The organism is Aporhodopirellula aestuarii, from assembly GCF_023701485.1.
In the GTDB taxonomy this organism is placed as follows: Bacteria; Planctomycetota; Planctomycetia; order Pirellulales; family Pirellulaceae; genus Rhodopirellula; species Rhodopirellula aestuarii.
In genome coordinates, this window is sequence record NZ_JAMQBK010000105.1 from 1 (window position 1) to 17,839 (window position 17,839).

The following is a 17,839-nucleotide window of genomic DNA, read 5'->3' on the forward strand; positions in this document are numbered from 1 at the left end:
TGCACGGTGACTTCGTAAACATTGTCTTCGTCAAAATCGAGCGGAGTTTCATAGTCAGGTGCGGCCGTAAACGTCAAAACTCCGGATGTTCCACCGATCGAGAACAACCCCGCATCCACACCGCTGATGGTATAGGTCGCGGCTGAACTATCGACATCAGTTGACGTGACGGTGGTAACGGCTGCCGTGTGCTCATCGACATTGATGGCCGCGCTGGGCCCACCGCCGTTGGAACCGATCACCGGCGCATCATTGGTTCCGGTGATTGTCACCGTGACCGTTTCGGTATCGCTCAGTGGCGTGCCGTCGTCATCGGTGGCACTGACGGTGTAGGTCAGGATCAAGGTTTCGCCGGTAGCCAGGAAGTTGAACGCTTCACTACCGCTGTTGAAGTTCCAGGTAAGGGTGGCGCTGTTCTCGGTTCCATCGAGGATGGCGGTAGGCGTGACAGACAAAAAGCTATGCAACGTGCTGTTGTCCAACGTGACGGGCACGCTGCCCGCCCCCGTTCCGCCAACGGTTACCGAATCAACGGCTGCCGTGACGTTGTCAGTGGTGTCGACGTCACTGACGGTGAATGAGCCGCTTCCCGTTAGACCGGCATCTGTTTCGGTCAGACCAATGGAATCGGGGCCGCCGGTAATCACCGGTGCGTCATTGACCGCGTCCACGGTGACGTTGGCAACCGTGGTGCCGCCGCCGAGGCCGGAGTCGTTGTTGGACGTCGAGGCCTGGACCGTGAAGTTGCCGGTGCCGTTGAAATCAGCGTCGGGAGTGAATTTCAGGCCCGCGGTTCCTTCGGCGACCGTGATGAATGAACCGTCGGTGATCTCGGTCACGCCGTCGTTCTTATAAAGCGTTCCGTCCGCGATGCCGGTGACTTTGTAGTGAGTCACTTCGGCACCGTCGGCAGCGTTGCGAATGATCACCAGTCCGCCCGTCGACTGGGTGTCCTCATCGGTGGTCGCAGTGGTTACCGACGGCGTATCAGCGACGGGAGTGACCACGATACTGGCGGTGTCGGTCGCCGTGGAAAAGGCCGTGGTACCGCCCGCTGTTGATGAATAGGCAATCTGGACATCGTCGAATGTCATACTTTGAGGGGGCGAACTTTGGACTCCGGCAACATAGAAACGGACCCTCGTGTCCGAAGAGATATAGGAGGTGATGTCGTAGGATTGTGTTCCCGAGGCATCCGCTGAGGTGAAGGAGTATAAAGTTGTGTACGTGGAACCACCGTTCCCCGAGACTTGAACGTCTATTCGTGCGGACGCAGTAAGTGCGCTGGCGTCAAAATCAAACGAAAACGTAGCGGAACCCGCTCCGCTGAGATCCGCTTCGCGATAGATATTTAATCCCGCAGCGTTTGGACTTACCTGCAGGGTTTGCGACGTTGACTTGACTTTGATTCCGCCGGAAGTGGGATCCGCATCTTGTGAATCCACCCAGCTCGTACTCCAGGATTGCGTTCCAGCGTTGAGGCTATACGACGTACTGTTGAAGCTGTCTAGAAGTGTTTCCGTGCTATCAGGCACGATCACTGTCCCACCATTGGTCCCGCTAGTCTGATCCCATGCACGGAAAGTGATCGCGTTGGCAACGGTGCCGTGGTAGTCCGCATCGGCCTGGAAATACAGCCGAGTATTCGCATCGGCCGCCAGCAAACGTGCGTTTGAATCGCTGACCGCGCCCAGTGCGCTCCACGAGCTGCCGTTGTCAATCGAGTAGAACCACGTTCCGTTGGTAGTATCGGCACCCGTGATTGCGATTCCCAAACCGGCGCCGCTGTCTGCGTCCGTGACGTTGTCGACTTGCCCCGATGGCGTCGCGAAATCGACGAGCGACGAAATCAGCGTACCGGACCCAACGCCGGGTGCCCCTGCATCCTCATTGGTCGTCGTCAACACTGGAGTTTTGCTGTTGTCCAGTTCTGGTGCGGCGTTGACGTTCGTGACGGTGATATCGGCCCGCTCGCTGGCAGTACTGAATGAAGTCGCACCACCCCGTGTCGAGACATCGACTTTCGTTCCCGCTGTACCACTAGTTTGATCCCAAGCGTGGAAATCAAAGTTGGCCGTCGTCCCACTGCTGCCATTGGGCACAAAACGCACCAGATCGTTGGATGATAGCAAAAGAGCTGAGGCGCTGGACACCGTCCCGATCGCGTTCCAGGAGGCTCCACCATTGACGGAATATTGCCAAGTGCCGTTACCACTGGCCAATGTTGTAATCGCAATCCCTTCCAGTGCTCCGCTATCAGCATCCGTGATTCGATCACCACTCGCGCTGGCGATCAGCGTCGCCACATCCACACCACCATTATTCGTCTGCAGTTTGGTGATCGTCGGCAGCGTCATGGTACCGGTGTTGTCGAGTACCGGGGCGTCATTCACGTTGGTGATGTCGACGTTGACCGTACCCAGATCGATGTCGCTGCCGCCACCCGATCCGGTATTGCCATTGTCATTGACTTTGACATTGATCGTATCGACGTTCCCGCCGCTTGAATTCGCGGTGGAGTGCAGATACTTGACGTTGCTGGCGATATCGATGTAGGCGTTCAGGTTCGCTAGGGTCCCGGTCAATGTCAGCGTCCCGCTGCCACTGCCGAGTACGGTCACGCCTCCGCCAGTTGCGGCCGTCAAATTTCCACCCGTTGACGTGGTCAAGGTCACCGTCAGATTGCCGCCGTTATGGTCGACATCACTCAGGTTCATCTGTGACAGATCGATGTTGCTGCTAACGTCTTCGGTGACCGCGAGATCAGTCGGCAATCCGCCCGGGTTGGTTGGGTCGTCATTGACCGCGTTAACCGTGATCGTGACCGTCTCGGTCGTGGTGCTTGTTCCGTCGTACGCGTCGACGGTAAAGACGACTTGATAGTTACCGACTTGCTCGGTTGCCGTGAAGGTTGGCTTTTCCGCATTGGCATCACTCAGCGTGACGGCGGGACCCGAGGTTTGAGTCCACGTGTAAGTTAATGCACTGTTTTCCGGATCAAACGCCGAGACTTGCAACGTAACCAGATCATCTTCGTTAACGGTTTGATCGCCTAGGTTTGCAAAGCCGCTTCCGGTGATCACGTTCGCCGCTGTCATCCCGCCCATCGTGCCATGATGACCGTTGCCGCTGTCATCGATCACGCCGCCCGCTCCCGTGGTGGCGCCGGTGAACGAGTACGCGGCGACCAGACCGGTTTGTGGCCCGGAGAGTTCCTGATGCATGTCGGCGCGGACTTGTGTTTCGCTGCGACCGCCATTCCAGATGCGAACTTGATCGATTTGTCCATCGAATTTGTAAGAGTTGTCGAGGGTCCAACCTGCTATCTGAGCGTTCGATGCCGCAAATGCGGACCCATTGTTGGGCGTGGCCATCCGCTGAGTCATCGTTTGTTCAACGCCATCGATGATCAAGCGGCTGCCAGTGGCGTCGCCATTGCGAAAAATAGCGGTGACATGATGCCATCCATTAGCCAATCCCGCGCTGCTAATGCCGTAGACGTCTGAGTTGCCGGTATTGAAGCCAAAATTGCCTCCCGAGAGATACAAGTCGTAGGACCCGAACCCAAACGGCATCACGTTTTCGACGCCATCCCAATTCATCCAGAACTCGACGGTCACATCGGTTCCTGCGGCGGTGTTGACGGGCAATCCCGAGAGCGTGATCGTGTCATCGCCACCTTCGAAATCGATCAGCTCATTTGCTGCGTCATCCAAATCGGAGGCCGCAACAATTGTCGGGGCATCGTCGGCTCCGGTGACGGTGATCGTCACGGTAGCAGTATCGGTGTTGCCGTTGCCGTCACTGATTGTGTAGCGAAACGTGTCGGTCCCGGTCTCGCCGGCCGCGAGATAATCAAACGCGCCGTTGGGATCGTAGTCAAAACTGCCATTTGCGTTGACGGTAACCAAGGCACCCGATCCGATCATGATGGGGCTACCGACGTTCGCAGCCGAACCCTGCACCTGGCTGACCGTCAGCGTGTCGCCGTCGACGTCAACATCATTGCTCAGAACACCGCTGCCCACCGCGATGTTGATCGCTGTGTTCTGGTCGGTGGAAAAACCGGTCCATGTGGGGCCGCCGGTCAGCGTGCCGTTGACGGAGTTGCCGGTCAAGTCATTGACGGCGACACCGGCACCTTCGTTGAAGTTCCAGTAGCCCGCCAATCCTGTTTCATTTCCAGCCAGGGTGGTGTCGAGATTGTTTTGGATTTCCGTTTGCGTACGAACGGTATTCCAGAGTCGTACGTCGTCAATTTCACCGGAAAAGAATTGCCCGGCGGGATTGTTTTCGCGACTCGCCACTCGCAAGTCGTTCATTCCTAGATACACATCGCCAATCGCCCCTGAGCCACTGTATGTCTCGACGACATGCCCGTTGACGTAGGTGTTGATCGTGCCATTGTCATAGGTGACGGAGATGTGCGCCCACTCGTTGAGTTGCAGGACATGGCCCGTGTCATGCCAGCTCCAGCCCGGGGTGGTGTTGGCGAAGGCCCACATCAGGTTGCCGGTCGATGAGATCCCGATTTCATATTCACCTTCTTTGTTCAGCAGGATGCTAGCGGACGCCGGATACGCCGTGGGGCGGGCCCACAACTCCATCGTCATCGTGTTGGTGAAGACGAGATCCGTGTCGCTTCCCAAATTGACATAATCATCAACACCATCGAACGAGATTCCGTGATGGTCGTCGACCGCAATGGGGGCATCTTGAACCGATGCGGTATTGATGGTGATTTGGTCCGACGCCGTGCTGAATGCGGTCGTGCCCCCGTTGGACGTCGTGTCGGCGGTGCTGCCCGCAGTTCCGCTGGTTTGGTCCCAAGCTCGGTATTGAACGTTGAGTGTCCCGCCGGTGTCGGTCGCCGGCGTGAATCGGATCAGATCCGTGGATCGCAATAGCAGAGCATTGCTTTCTGAGGGCGAGCTAAAATTGAGCCACGTCGTTCCACCGTCGAGGCTGTATCTCAGAGTCGCACCGCCACCGCTCACGCCGGTAACAGCAACCCCTTTGGATGCTCCCGTATCCGCGTCGGTGACACTCGATCCGATGAAGACAGAAACGCTCGTTGTGAATGGGGCTCCGTCTTCGGTTGCGTTGTAGGTCGGCGTGTACGGCGTCAATACGGGTGCGTCATTGACTGCGGTAACGACAAGCGAGGCCGTATCCGTTTCGGTCGAGAATGCGGTCGGGGCGGAGAGATTTTCGGCTAAGAAGTTGTCGATGCCCCACGTGGGGCGAAGATGGCCACCTCCCGAGACTCCGTTGAAATCACCGAAATACATGCCCCAGTTTCCACTGGCGGTCAGCGTGTTGTCCGCCGAACTGAGGACTTCGCTTCCATTGCGGTAGATCTTCTTGGCGCCGTCGGTGATTTCTAACTTAAACGTGTCCGAAGCGGAGATCGTTAGATCGATGCTTGCCAATACCGTCCGAACGCCGCCCACAAGCTTCGAAAGTTGAAGGCTGTCTTCGGCATGATCATTGGGAAGGATCTGCAAGTAGTAGAAATTGTCATTGTCCACCAGTCGTCCGAAGACACCGACGGGCTTGGTGCCATTGGAGGTGTCGATTGCGGACAGCGTGAAACTAATCGCCTGATCGGCGCCCGTGGGAGCGGGACCGAGCGTGTAAGCCTGCCCCACGTCGTTTTCGTCTGAACCACCGTGAACGATGTCTAACGATGCGTCGATGGTTGCATCGGTCGTGGCTGAGCTCGTGTCATAGATTTCGGTCCACCCCGTTCCGCTGTCCGGCGTGTGGGCGGTGACAGCCACATTGGACGCTGCGGTGAATGTGTCATTTGCCGACGATCCGCCGGCCGTCGTATCGGCGAGCGTTCCGTTGCTACCACTGGTTTGATCCCAAGCCCGGAACGTGATGGCATCGGCGATGGTGCCGCTGTAATTCGCATTGGGTTGGAAATAGAGCCGTGTGTTGGCGTCGGCCTCGAGTAGCAGGGCGCTTGTGTCCGAGCGAGTTCCGACGGCAAGCCAATTGGAACCGTTGTCGATTGTGTAGTACCAAGTTCCGTCGGCGGCATTGGTTCCCGTGACGGCGATACCGAGCTCTGCGCCGGAGTCGGGGTCGGTGACGTTGTCAACCTGACCGCTCGGCGAGGCAAAGTCGACCAAATCGGATATCAACGTTCCGACCGCTCCCGAGGGAGCCCCCGCGTCTTCGGTGATTGGATCAAACGCGGGACTCTGGGAGGCATCAAGCGTGGGTGCGGTATTGGTGGCTTCGTGAATTGAGATCCCGCCGGCCGCCCAGTTGTCGCTTCCGGACCAGGTCCAGTCCATGACCACCGAGGTCGCACCGGCCTCGGTGCTTCCGCCGCCGTTGATGTCACCGCCGCCGAGGAGGTCCCAGTGTTCGGTCTGACCCGCGCCGGGAACCAAGTTGTAGTCCGTCACGTCATCCACCGCGATCGCGGCAAACACCAAGTCGCCGGGGGCCGATGACACCGTGACCGAGCCGGTGCCGCCGGATGCGGCCGCCCCCGAGGCAAACGCACCCAATGGTGTCGATTGATCGACTCCCGTAAACGTCATCACGCCGGCGGTATTGCCATCCGTTGTGCCGTTAAAAGTGATGTCAACGTTGTGTGTTCCCAAGCTGGGATTCACCAATGACCAGATGTAGACGACGGCGTCGCCATTGGATTGTGTGCCTTCGAGAGTGAGATTACTGCCGTTGTAGGTGACCGAGGTGACTGCATTGCCAACCCCCTTGTTCAAAGAGACGCCGACAAGCATCAGGCGATCGGTGCCCGACGTCGTGTGTGAGATGGAGAAGTTCCCACCGGTGCTCGTGCCTGTCGAAGTCGCGTCAATCGCAACGCTCATCAGCCCGACCCATTGCTCCTGTAAGTCAGAACTGGCGAACACAAGCGTTTCAACCTGACCGGCTTCGTATTCCAACTGCCAATCACCACCGAATGGCGCGTACCCGGTGAGGTTCGTGCTGGCGGCAATATCGGTACCGGTTAAAACGCTCAGTTGGTCAACCAGCTGGATCCCTCCAGGACTCGCGGCCAAATCGCAGCCGTAGAGCAGCAGGTCGCCATCGTCCGAAAACGCACTCGCCCAATCACGCAGCTGGTTCTCATAGGCGGCGAGGTTGTCGGTGGTGAGCCACGTGTCGCCGAGCCTGACCGCTCCGTCGGTTCCGTGGGACACAATGTGGACGGCGTCCACGTTGTATTGGCCTCTCAACGTTTCGCTAATTTGCTCGATGCCATCGCGAGACTGATCCAATAAGACGACGTCGAAATACCGAGTCCCATCTTGATTGGCGAGCAAGTCGTCAACGAGTTGTTGGTAGCCTTGAGTCGCCGTGTCGACAAACACGATCTCGTGACGGAGCGGGCTGGCCCCTGTTTCACCCGCCTGATTGGAATCGATGGCCGTTGTCGAATCGAGCACGTGAAGCCAGTCGGCGTGCACGTCAGAGGAAACGGCGATTTGTGTTTCGATGTTTCCGGTCGAGTACTCCAAATCCCAATCGCCGCCGAGCAACGAGCTTCCGGTAGCGTCGACACTCGCCGCGACGTCGCAATCACATAACGCGGCGAGCGAGTCGATCAGCGTGCGGCCATCCGCCGTACTCGCCAGATTGCTGCCGTAAATCAAAAGGTCGGCGCCGGCGTCAAGCGAATTGCCCCAAGCCGCGATCTCGCCCGCGTGCATCAGCGACGACGCCTGGTCGAGTTTCACGCTGCCCAGCCGGATGCCTTCGCTGTCGCCGTCTGAGAGGAGATGAATCGCATCAACGCCGGATAGATCCGACAGCGTTTGCGTGATTTGAGTGATGCCGTCGGAATCACTGCGTAAACCCACGACCAACCACTGCGTACCGTCCTCAGAAGCGTCGCGAAGGCCCGCGATCAGTGTGTCGCTATCTTCGACCGACGCATCAACAAAGACGACTTCGATCGGCCGCGCCGGATCCAACGCCGCTGGTCCGTCTGCCGGATCGACGACCTCCGCAATCGAATCGTCTATTTCATTGCCTACCAGTTCGCTCGGAGGTGCTTGCCCAGCAGCGGCCAGCACGGCCGCTTCGATCGCATCAATGTCGGACTGCAACGCATCAATGTCCGACTGCAAATCGGCGATCGTCTCGCTGTCAGGAATCAATTCGAGCGCAGGATCGATCCCCTCCCCAGAAAGAAGCACGCGATCTTCCAGTCGGAAGAAATGAAAGTTGCGTTTAGTCATAAGTTTTACCCCAATTGACTAAACGGCATATCTTCTCCGTGAAATGAGTGAATGGTGAACAGGCGTTAAATGGGGCGACTGTGAGGATTGGGGGATGATTGCCGGAAGTTCCAAAAACGACCCGTCACTTTGGTTTCCGACAGACATTTCGGAATCATCGTTGCAACCAGACCCCCTCAAAGCTCCGAAGACAGAGAACAGTCGTGCCTCCGTTCCGCACCAGCGTGGAATGTTTGCGCGTAGATGCTCGTGACTCGAGGCGAATCGTTACGGATTCACTCGCGTTGTTACCAATTTCGATCACCAATTCGACCGGACAGGGATGCTTCGCCCAAAGCACACTCGCCGCCAACGCCTTCGATTGCGACTGTTACGATTGTTACAAGTCGCGATGGGGATGCGTGCGAACGTGCTCAAACGAAGCTTCGCCCGGACGGCAGTGGCCGCGCTCGCCGTTTCGGCGACAGTTTTGACTGGATATTGGACGGCGCCTGGGGCGGGCGCAGCCGATTCCGGTTTACTGTCGGAAACGTCATCGCAGCCGAGTGGTGTCTCAGACGCGAAATATTGGCAGAAATCGAGCACGGTGGATCAGCCCAGCGGGCAGTCCGATCCGTCTTTTGCCGAGTTTCTCAAGGTGGTTTCGGAAAAGGAATCGTCTACTCCACGACCGGTTGAAACGGTTCTCGCGAAGGATCCGGAAAGCAACCAGTGGAGTCTGCCAAACGAGCAGACTGAAGCCGATATTGAAACCCGATTGGTATCCGGCGACCCACCTTGGTGGCAACCGAAGGTGCACGGCTATCTACTCGATTCGCCGAACTACCTGCAGTTCGATATTGCAACGTTGTTATCAGACACGTTGCAATCGAGCCCGCGGATTTCGGCGATTACCAATCGAACTTCGATCGCGTACGAGAAGATTATCCAGCAGGATGCCGCATTTGATCCGGCGATCTTGTTGGAGACCGGTATCGATCGGGTGAACGATCCCGTCGGTAGCAAGCTGACCACGGGTGGTCCGCCACGTTTGATTCAAGACTCGTGGACGGCCAATGCCGGTTTGCGACAATCGACTAGGCAGGGCACGATCATCGACGTGAGCCAAGAGGTTGGCACACTGACCAGCAATAGCACGTTCTTTGAGCCCGCTCATCAAGGCAATTCGCGGCTCAACGTCAGCATCACGCAACCGCTGATGGCGACGAGCGGACGCGTCTACAACACGCGATTGGTGACGGCAGCTTCGATCGATAGTCGGATCGCGTGGCAGCAATTGCGACTCGACCTCGAGAGCCATCTCGTTGAAACGCTCACGACGTTTTGGCGATTGCATGAGCGGCGAAGCCACTACGTTCAGCAACTGGCGTTGATCGAACGCGGGCAGCAGATTGGCGAGATCGTGATGGCCCGCGGAGATTTCGATTCAGGACCGTTGCAACGGATCAAAGTCACGCGTCGACTCGCGGCGGATAACGATCGCCTGATTGAGCTGCGCGCCGAGGTTCGGCGATTGCAAGTGCGATTGAAAACACTCGTCGGCAGTCCGATGCTGACGTCGTTGGACGATTCGATCGAGTTGATTCCGACGGCACAGCCGAATCTTCCGGAAGAAGAACTCAACGTGCGGGATTGTATCGTACGCGGGCTCGAATATCGGGGAGACATCCAAGCGGCGACGCAGCAAGTCGCTGCCGCGGGGCTGGAAGTTGACGTAACCCGTAATGAGCTGCTGCCCCGACTTAACGCGGTGATCGAGGCGTACCTCGCAGGACTCAGTGCGAACAACAACATCGGCCAATCGTGGATCAACCAATACTCCGATGGTGGCCCTGGGGTTACCGCGGCGTTGACTTACAATTTGCCGTGGGGACGTCGCGCGGCCAAAAGCCGTAATCGCGAAGCACGACTGCGATATCAACAACGCAGCGATGAATTGAGGGACGCGTTGTTGACCGCTCGACGTGAAATCGAGTCGTCGGTCATCCGCGTCAACGCCGGTGCGGAACTGCGCCGCAGTAAAGCCGCCACGCTCGCCGCAGCGGTTCGGGAAGAAGAGATCGCTACGAGGCGTTGGACGACGCTCGCCGGTGACGGTGGACCGACGGCGTTGATTTTGGAAGATCTCCTCGAAACCCAAAAACGCCGTACCGAGGCGGAGCAGTCCTATGTGACCGCGCAAGTCAGTTACATCCTCGAACTCGTTGCACTGCAACAGGCGATGGGAACGTTCCTAATTCGCGAGGGCATCGAACCGACGCGCTCATGCCAAAGCACCGACATCGACATCTTGCAAACCGCGCCGATCGACGAGCAGTTGCTGCCCCTGGAAACATGGACCAGCCCAACTCTGCACAGCGATGGGGAAGAATTGCCACCCGCACAATCACTGATCTGGGACTCGCAGCTGATCGAGCCTGACCGCGAAGACCTACCAAACGAAGGATTCGACCCATGAGCTTAATTGCGAATCGCTATCTTATTGGAACCGCATTGCTTTGCATCTGCGCCGGGACGTTGTCATTGACGCCGCCTGCGCTGGCGAGCGATCCTGAGGTGCTGACCCACTCCAGCTTTGAAGGGTTTGCCGAAGCCATCCACGACGTCGAAGTCAGTACGGATGAATTTGGCCAGTTGGTGGATGTCCCCGTGCAGCTTGGTCAACTCGTCAAAGAGGGCGACTTACTTGCTCAATTGGATGACCGCATCCAACGTGCGGCGGCTGAGGTCGCGAAGATGCAATCGATGATGGACGGCGAAATCAAATCCGCCGAAGCGGCTGTTTCATTGCAGGAGTATCGAGTCGAACAATTGCGGTCGCTTCACAACGATCGCATGGCAGGTTCGGAAGAACTGCGGCGGGCGACGATGGAACTGGATGTCGCCAAGGCTCGGTTGCAAATCGCAATTGAGCAAAAGCGGCTTCGCGGGACTGAACTGAATCGTTTGCAATTGCAAGTCGAACAACGGCAGATTCGGGCACCCTTCGATGGCGTCGTCGCTGGTAAAAGGCTCGATGCCGGGGACGCCGTGACTCCCGGGAATTCGGCAATTGTGAGACTGATCCGCACTGATGTGTTGATCGGTGTGTTCAATGTTCCCGCCGAAGCGTCGTTCACGATGCAACCTGGGTTGGCCGCACAAGTTTATTTCCGCGCCGCACGGCAAACGGTGGACGCCGAGATCGACTCGGTCGCACCTGCGATCAATGGTGAAAGTGGAACGGTGTTGATTCGCGTCGCGATTCCAAACCCGGATCACGTCCTTCGTCCGGGCGATCGTTTGTCGATGCGAATCACGCCCGGCCAATCGCTCCCGCAACAGCCTCCGGGGCAGGCGGCAATGAAAGGTCCTCAGTGGCGTTAGAAGAGACGTCCCTCAACCGAACCACGGTTTTAATTCCAGCCATCCTACGAATACTCTGACGAATACGAGATATGAATCCAACATCACCTATCGCGAGCGACGATCCGAGAGCGGTGACCGACCCGCCCTTGGCACCGTTTGTGTACGGGGATGGCGGTGTCAGTGAAAACGTTAAGGCCGGGAGTCGGCCTGCGGATGCCGCTCGTGCTGCACAAGCGGTCAGGAAATCGCCGGCCGGTGCGAAGGATCCTGATTTGGTTGCGTTACGCGCGTCGGCATCAATGGCGTCGCGTCAATTTGCAATTCTGTGGCACCCGTTAATCAGCGGGATGGCGGCATCTCAGGATCGCGAAAATGCGGCGCAGTGGTTGGTTACCCGCTTACTTGAAATGTTGCCCGATCATACCGTTCGGTTCGGATGGGGAGATCGCGAAGATGCGAAATCGGGGCGCTCAAGACGTCTCGTGCGTTTGCTCGATTCGCGACTCGGTTGGCTCGGTGCCGACAACTCGATTTACCAATCGCTAAAGACTCGTTTCGAAAAGAGTCCAGGCGAAGAAGCCGAAACAGCGATCCGCTGGGAGTCGGCCAATCTGGTGTTAGAACTCACGCCAGATGCGAGCCGCGAGAAGATGGACGACGCAGCTTCCGTTTCCGAATCCGACGCATCGAAACGTGCGCAGCCATTCGGGATGGTTTGGATCCGTCCGCCGCAGGAAACGAACGATGAACTGCAGCAATTCGCCGCAATGGTTCCCAGCGAAGTATTGACGACGACGGCGACGGTGTTCTTTAGCCGTCCGGTGTCGGGAAAACTCGGCCGCGTCGCCAGCATCCTGGCTCGGTGGTGGTCAAGACGCGGAATCGTCGGGATTGTCGTGTTGTCCGTGTTGATGCTCGCATGCATTCCGGTCGCGTATCGGATCCCCGCGTCGGCAACGGTCACCGCCATGAACGCGCGCCGTGTCGCGGCGCCGATTGATGCGACGTTGTTGGTCGCTCACGTTCAACCGGGCGACCACGTGACCAAAGGCATGCCCCTACTCGAACTCGATGGACGTCCACTCCGGATCGAACTCGAAGCGATCAATGCTGAGATTGCCGAGGCGACCAAGGACGAAGATATCGGGTTGGCTCATGGCCAGATCGCACAGGCGCAATTGGCGGGACTGAAACGGAAATCGTTGTTGCGACGTCGTGACTTGATCTCGCGACGGCTCAACCAATTGGTCGTCGCTAGCCCGATCGATGGCGTCGTGATTCAAGGGGATCTGCACCACTCGCTCGGCACGCCTCTCGAAATGGGGCAAACCTTGTTGGAAATTGCACCCACCGGGAGTCTTGAAATCGAACTCGAAATTCCTGAAGTGGAAATCGGATTTGTCGATACCCACGCACCCGTCGAGTTCTATTTCCCGGCGATTGGCCGGGTCGCGTACCGGTCCCGTGTTTCGTCGATCTGGCCGTCGGCAACAATTCGTGATGACGAAAATGTGTTCATCGCCAAAACACCCATGCCGACCACGGAGGAAGCATCCGGATCCGACCATGAGGCGAGCACCGAGGGGAATTCGGCGTTGTACGGAACGGAATCGTCGGTTGCCTCCACGTCATTCGACTCCAATCTGAGAGTTGGGATGCGAGGCGAAGCGGTTGTGCTCGGGCCGACGCGGCCTTGGGTATGGAAATGGGTTCGCATCCCACTGCGTAAGATCGGATGGGTGATCGGATGGTGACGCCCAACATTCCAGATCCCGAGGGACATGGATTGCCAGGTTCGGGTGACGGCAACCCCAGCGGTTCGTTCTTCAACCGGTCGGCTTGGTCGGTGCTACCTGCCGCTGCGCCGGAGCAGTTACCGAACGAAGATGAGGACGCGAAACCGGCCACGGCCTTGAAACCGGAACAGCCGACGCCTGCGCCGCCGGCAAAAATTCGGATCGATCCCGATGTGGAATTCACCCCAATTAAGATTGCTGGCGTTTCGATGGCCCGCTGTGTCCATTCGGGAACCGGGACGCATTTTCAGTTCGGGGCGGCTGAGCATCATGTGGCGACGCTGCTCGACGGGACACGCACGATCAGCGACGTGTTGAAACAACTCGAAGAAGATGGGTTGGATTGGACGCCACAAGACGTAGCGGACTTCGTTGGCGTTCTCGTTGCTCAGAAAATCGCGATCGCCCAGGTTCCTGGACCGGCGAGCCAATCCGCGACCGAACCGACGGCGGACGCGGCGGTGCCTTCGGCGGAGTCGTCGTTTGATTCGGTGTCAAACGAAACGACGCCATCTGCGGCTAATGAGCCACCCGCCGCAGCGGCCCAACCGGCAAAGAGCGATACCGCTCCGCTGTTGGCCACGGTGTTGACCTGGTGTGGTTACGTGATCAGCTTGCGATTCCCGCTCGTTCATGCACAACCGCTGGCGCAGCGAGTGTTGCCATGGGTTCGTCCGTTGCTGGGCGGATATTTGATGGCCGCCACGGTGGCCAGTATCAATCTTTCGATGCTACTGGCGGCAACCGAATACGGACGTCTGAGCGCTGAGTTGATGCGGGTGTTCGCCTCGGATCAGTGGTTCATGATGATCCTCGTATGGGCCGGGCTCAAGGTGATCCATGAATTGGGCCACGCTTGCATGGCGGCGCATCACGGCGTGCGGGTGGGGCGTGCCGGGGTGATGTTTTTCATGTTTGCGCCGCTGGCCTACGTCGACGTCACCGACGCGTGGAAATTGCCGCGGTGGCAATCACGGGTTGCCATTGCACTCGGCGGCGTGTACTTGGAGTTGATCTGCGCCAGCGTCGCGGTGTGGGTTTGGTGGATGTTTCCCGGTGGACTGATCGCGCATGTTGCGGCGCAGATCTTCTTTATCGCCGGACCCGCAACATTGCTGGTCAATGCAAACCCGTTGCTGCGTTTGGACGGTTACTACGTCGTCTCGGATCTCGTTAATATTCCGAATCTACGTGAGCAAGGCCGCAAATTGGTGGGGGGGCGGATCGAATCCCATCTGTTTGGTATTGGCGGCCACACGAGTCACTTGTCGGGGTGGCGTCGTACGTTTGCGGCCTCGCATGCGGCGGCATCGATCGTGTTCCAATTCATTTGGATGGGCGGTTTGGTGATCGTCGTCTCGATGTGGGCCGGGCCGGTCGGATTGCTGGTCGCCGCCTGTGCACTTTTGTTATGGGCAGTATTGCCAGCGACACGATGGTGTTACCGAATCTGGACGTATGAAGGAACGGGGCCCGGATTCTCTCGTGGTTCACACCGCCGTCGCATCGCCTGGGTCGCGTTGACGGTTGGAACGATCGGCCAGTTCTTTTTGACGTTGCCGTCACCAATGGTCGTCGAGGTCCCTGTCGTGGCGAGGTTCTCGGGTGAGCAAGTTCTTCGGTCGCCGGCGAGCGGTTTTGTGCGACACGTTTACTGGTGCACCGGCGACGTCGTTCGCGCGGGCGAAGTTGTGTTGGAAATCGAAAACGATGAGCTCGAAGTTGAGCGGGATGAAATTCGCTTTCAGTTGGAGGCCGAGTCGATCGAGTGGCAACGAAACGAACGTAACGAATCTCTCGGCTTGGCGGAGGCATCGATGCGGCGCAGCGAGATTTTGCAGCGCAAACTGAGTGAGCTTGAGGAACAAGTCGCCGGGATGAAAGTGAAGGCGACTCGCGACGGGGAAATTTTGACGCCGCAATTTCATGAACTTGAAGGCCGCTACGTCTCCGTCGGCGAAGAACTGACGCGGATCGGAAAGCGATCAAACAAAGAGTTGTTATTGTCGATCGGTGAGTCGGAAATGAAGGCCTACCATGACGCCGTCGCCAAAGGTCATGCTCTGCGGGTTTGCTTCCGCGGCGGCCAATGGATTGACATCGTTCCCACGCCGATGCGGCCCCGAGGTAGCGTCACAGTGTCGCATCCCGCACTCGCGGCAACCTCCGGTGGACCGGTGCCGGTCGCGCCAGCGGCGGAATCCAAAACCGGCGGGCAAACGATCGAGTGGATCGCACCGCGGTTCGAAGCGATCGTGGAATTGCCGCCCAGCAAAGCGGACGCGGTCCGTTGTGGCGAGGTCGGCGATCTGGCGCTTCAAGACAAGCGGTCGTTGGCACGTCGCTTTTGGATGTGGTTGGGAGGCACCTAAGCGGGCACACAGGCTTCATTGTCTGTGTTCTCGCGAGCCGTAGACGTATTCGACGCGGTTGCGCGTCGGATGCTTGGCTAACACCCAATCGTCTGTTGCACGCGATGACTCCGGCTGATCTGTTTAGCCTTTTCTCTTATTCTGCCGAATCGCTCGGCATTTCTAGCGAGTCGGTGTCGTCATCCAGTTCTGCGGATTCTTGATTTGCGGGAGACTCGTGGCGTGACATATCGTCGAAAAACTCTTGCGATTCGTAGGCCTCGAGCATTCTCGCGTCTTCATCCTCGATCATTTTCCGAACAGCGGAAATTTCCTCAGGGGTGGCGTCCTCGAGCACGTTACGCGGCTTTTTTTCATCCGATTCGAGGGGCTCTGTTTGCGTTTGGCATCCCCACTCGAAACAGAGCGCGAGTCCAAACAGCGTTGTCATTAAAATCCGGGTCATCACAGCCGTAGATCGTTTGAGAAGAAGTCCGCGGGGCGAATCTTCCGTGAAGATCGTCCACCCCCATAAGATAGATCCTACCGGGTCATCTAGGTCGCGAGATAGGGTTAGCGGGGCGCCGCGAGTCAAAAAATTTGAGAGGATTCTTCCGACGCGGGAAAATATTGGGGGTAAAGCGTGAAATTCAAACGGTCGTTGGCGACAACGGGACGCGATGGTTCAGGGAAAGCAAATCAGCCCCTGATTGCCCTTACACGTGTATTTGGCGCAAAATGATCGCCTCACGGCGTTTCTGTCTACCAAGTCCATTTCCTTTCTCTGGAGCCCCTCAATGCCTCGCCCCGTAACTCTCTTCACCGGTCAGTGGGCCGATTTGCCGATCGAAGAAATGGCTGCCATGACAGCCGATTTTGGCTACGACGGTATTGAATTGGCCTGTTGGGGCGATCACTTCGAAGTCGCCCGCGCGTTGGAGGAAGATGATTACTGTGACAAGCACCACGCGTTGCTGGAGAAAAACAATCTACAGTGCCGGGCGATCAGTGCTCACCTCGTCGGCCAAGCCGTGCTCGACAACATCGACGAACGTCACAAAGCGATTCTGCCTGACTACGTTTGGGGAGATGGAGACCCGGCGGGCGTTAACGAACGGGCGGCCGAAGAGCTCGCCAATACCGCTCGCGCGGCACAAAAGTTCGGTGTTGATGTCGTCAATGGCTTCACCGGTAGCAGCATCTGGCATCTGCTGTATTCGTTCCCACCCGTTCCGCAAAAGATGCTCGACGCGGGGTTCGAATTGCTCGCCGAGCGTTTCAATCCGATCCTCGACGTGTTCGGTCAGTGCGGCGTTCGCTACGCATTGGAAGTGCACCCGACCGAGATCGCGTTCGATATCTACACCGCGGAAAAGGCTCTCGAAGCACTCGACTATCGTCCCGAATTCGGTTTCAACTTTGACCCGAGTCACTTGATTTGGCAGGGCATCGATCCTGTGCAATTCATTCGTGCGTTCCCTGACCGTATCTATCACGTCCACATCAAAGACGCGATCGTGACGCTCGATGGCAAGTCGGGAATCAACTGCAGCCATCTGAACTTTGGCGACGCACGTCGCGGTTGGGATTTCCGCAGCCCAGGTCGCGGCGGCGTGAATTTCGAAGAAATCATCCGCGCCCTCAACGTGATCGATTACCAAGGTCCGCTGTCGATCGAATGGGAAGATTGCGGGATGGAGCGTACGTTTGGTGCCCGCGAAGCCTGTGCGTTCACGAAGAAGCTCGACTTCTCACCGTCGAACGTCGCCTTTGACGGTGCGTTCGACAAAGAAGCCCAGTAGCGGATTTCGCAAGAATCCCCCAACGCAATGGTTGCAGGGTAATTTTGGCGACGCCTGTTACGGCGTCGCTTTTTAGCAGGTACCTAGAAGTGATTCGGTATAACGACAATTCCGCTGATCGTGATCGGTTCGGCGTAGGCCGGACCCAGGAGCCTAAGCGACGCAGTTCCAGCACGATTGAGCAAGTGAATGCCGGAACTCGCAAAGCCTCGGTCCGGCCTACAGTTCGCGGCAGTTTCGCCAGATGATTCCTGCATACCTGCTTAGTCATGTTATCGATGGCGGCATGATCGTCCTATTGCTCGTGACCTTGG

7 protein-coding genes are annotated in these 17,839 nt (G+C 57.6%); 5 read left to right on the top strand and 2 right to left on the bottom strand.

Features of this window, described 5'->3' with window-relative positions; translation table 11 throughout:
* Positions 1 to 8,228 (bottom strand): DUF4347 domain-containing protein (locus NB063_RS29965; protein WP_250933104.1); only part of this gene is annotated, 8,228 nt, incomplete at its 3' end.
* Between the two features lie 322 nt (positions 8,229 to 8,550).
* Here NB063_RS29965 and NB063_RS29970 point away from each other — a divergent pair.
* From NB063_RS29970 to NB063_RS29985, 4 genes are all read left to right on the top strand, one after another.
* Positions 8,551 to 10,686, top strand: coding sequence for a TolC family protein (locus NB063_RS29970; protein WP_250933106.1), 2,136 nt, complete (start codon positions 8,551 to 8,553; stop codon positions 10,684 to 10,686).
* Positions 10,683 to 11,594, top strand: coding sequence for an efflux RND transporter periplasmic adaptor subunit (locus tag NB063_RS29975; RefSeq protein ID WP_250933108.1), 912 nt, complete (start codon positions 10,683 to 10,685; stop codon positions 11,592 to 11,594). Before NB063_RS29970 ends, NB063_RS29975 begins: the two co-directional genes overlap by 4 nt.
* Before the next feature lie 71 nt (positions 11,595 to 11,665).
* Positions 11,666 to 13,330, top strand: a complete 1,665-nt coding sequence (locus NB063_RS29980) for an efflux RND transporter periplasmic adaptor subunit (RefSeq protein ID WP_250933110.1) — start codon at positions 11,666 to 11,668, stop codon at positions 13,328 to 13,330.
* Complete coding sequence (locus tag NB063_RS29985; protein WP_250933112.1) at positions 13,312 to 15,744, top strand: site-2 protease family protein; 2,433 nt, start codon at positions 13,312 to 13,314, stop codon at positions 15,742 to 15,744. The genes NB063_RS29980 and NB063_RS29985 overlap by 19 nt, the downstream gene beginning before the upstream one ends.
* 136 nt (positions 15,745 to 15,880) lie before the next feature.
* Here NB063_RS29985 and NB063_RS29990 read toward each other — a convergent pair whose 3' ends face one another.
* Positions 15,881 to 16,189 (bottom strand): hypothetical protein, encoded by a 309-nt coding sequence (locus NB063_RS29990; RefSeq protein WP_250933115.1) that lies wholly within the window; start codon positions 16,187 to 16,189, stop codon positions 15,881 to 15,883.
* Between the two features lie 331 nt (positions 16,190 to 16,520).
* Here NB063_RS29990 and NB063_RS29995 point away from each other — a divergent pair, with 331 nt between their 5' ends.
* Positions 16,521 to 17,525, top strand: a complete 1,005-nt coding sequence (locus NB063_RS29995) for a sugar phosphate isomerase/epimerase family protein (RefSeq protein ID WP_250933117.1) — start codon at positions 16,521 to 16,523, stop codon at positions 17,523 to 17,525.
* Positions 17,526 to 17,839 lie beyond the last annotated feature (314 nt).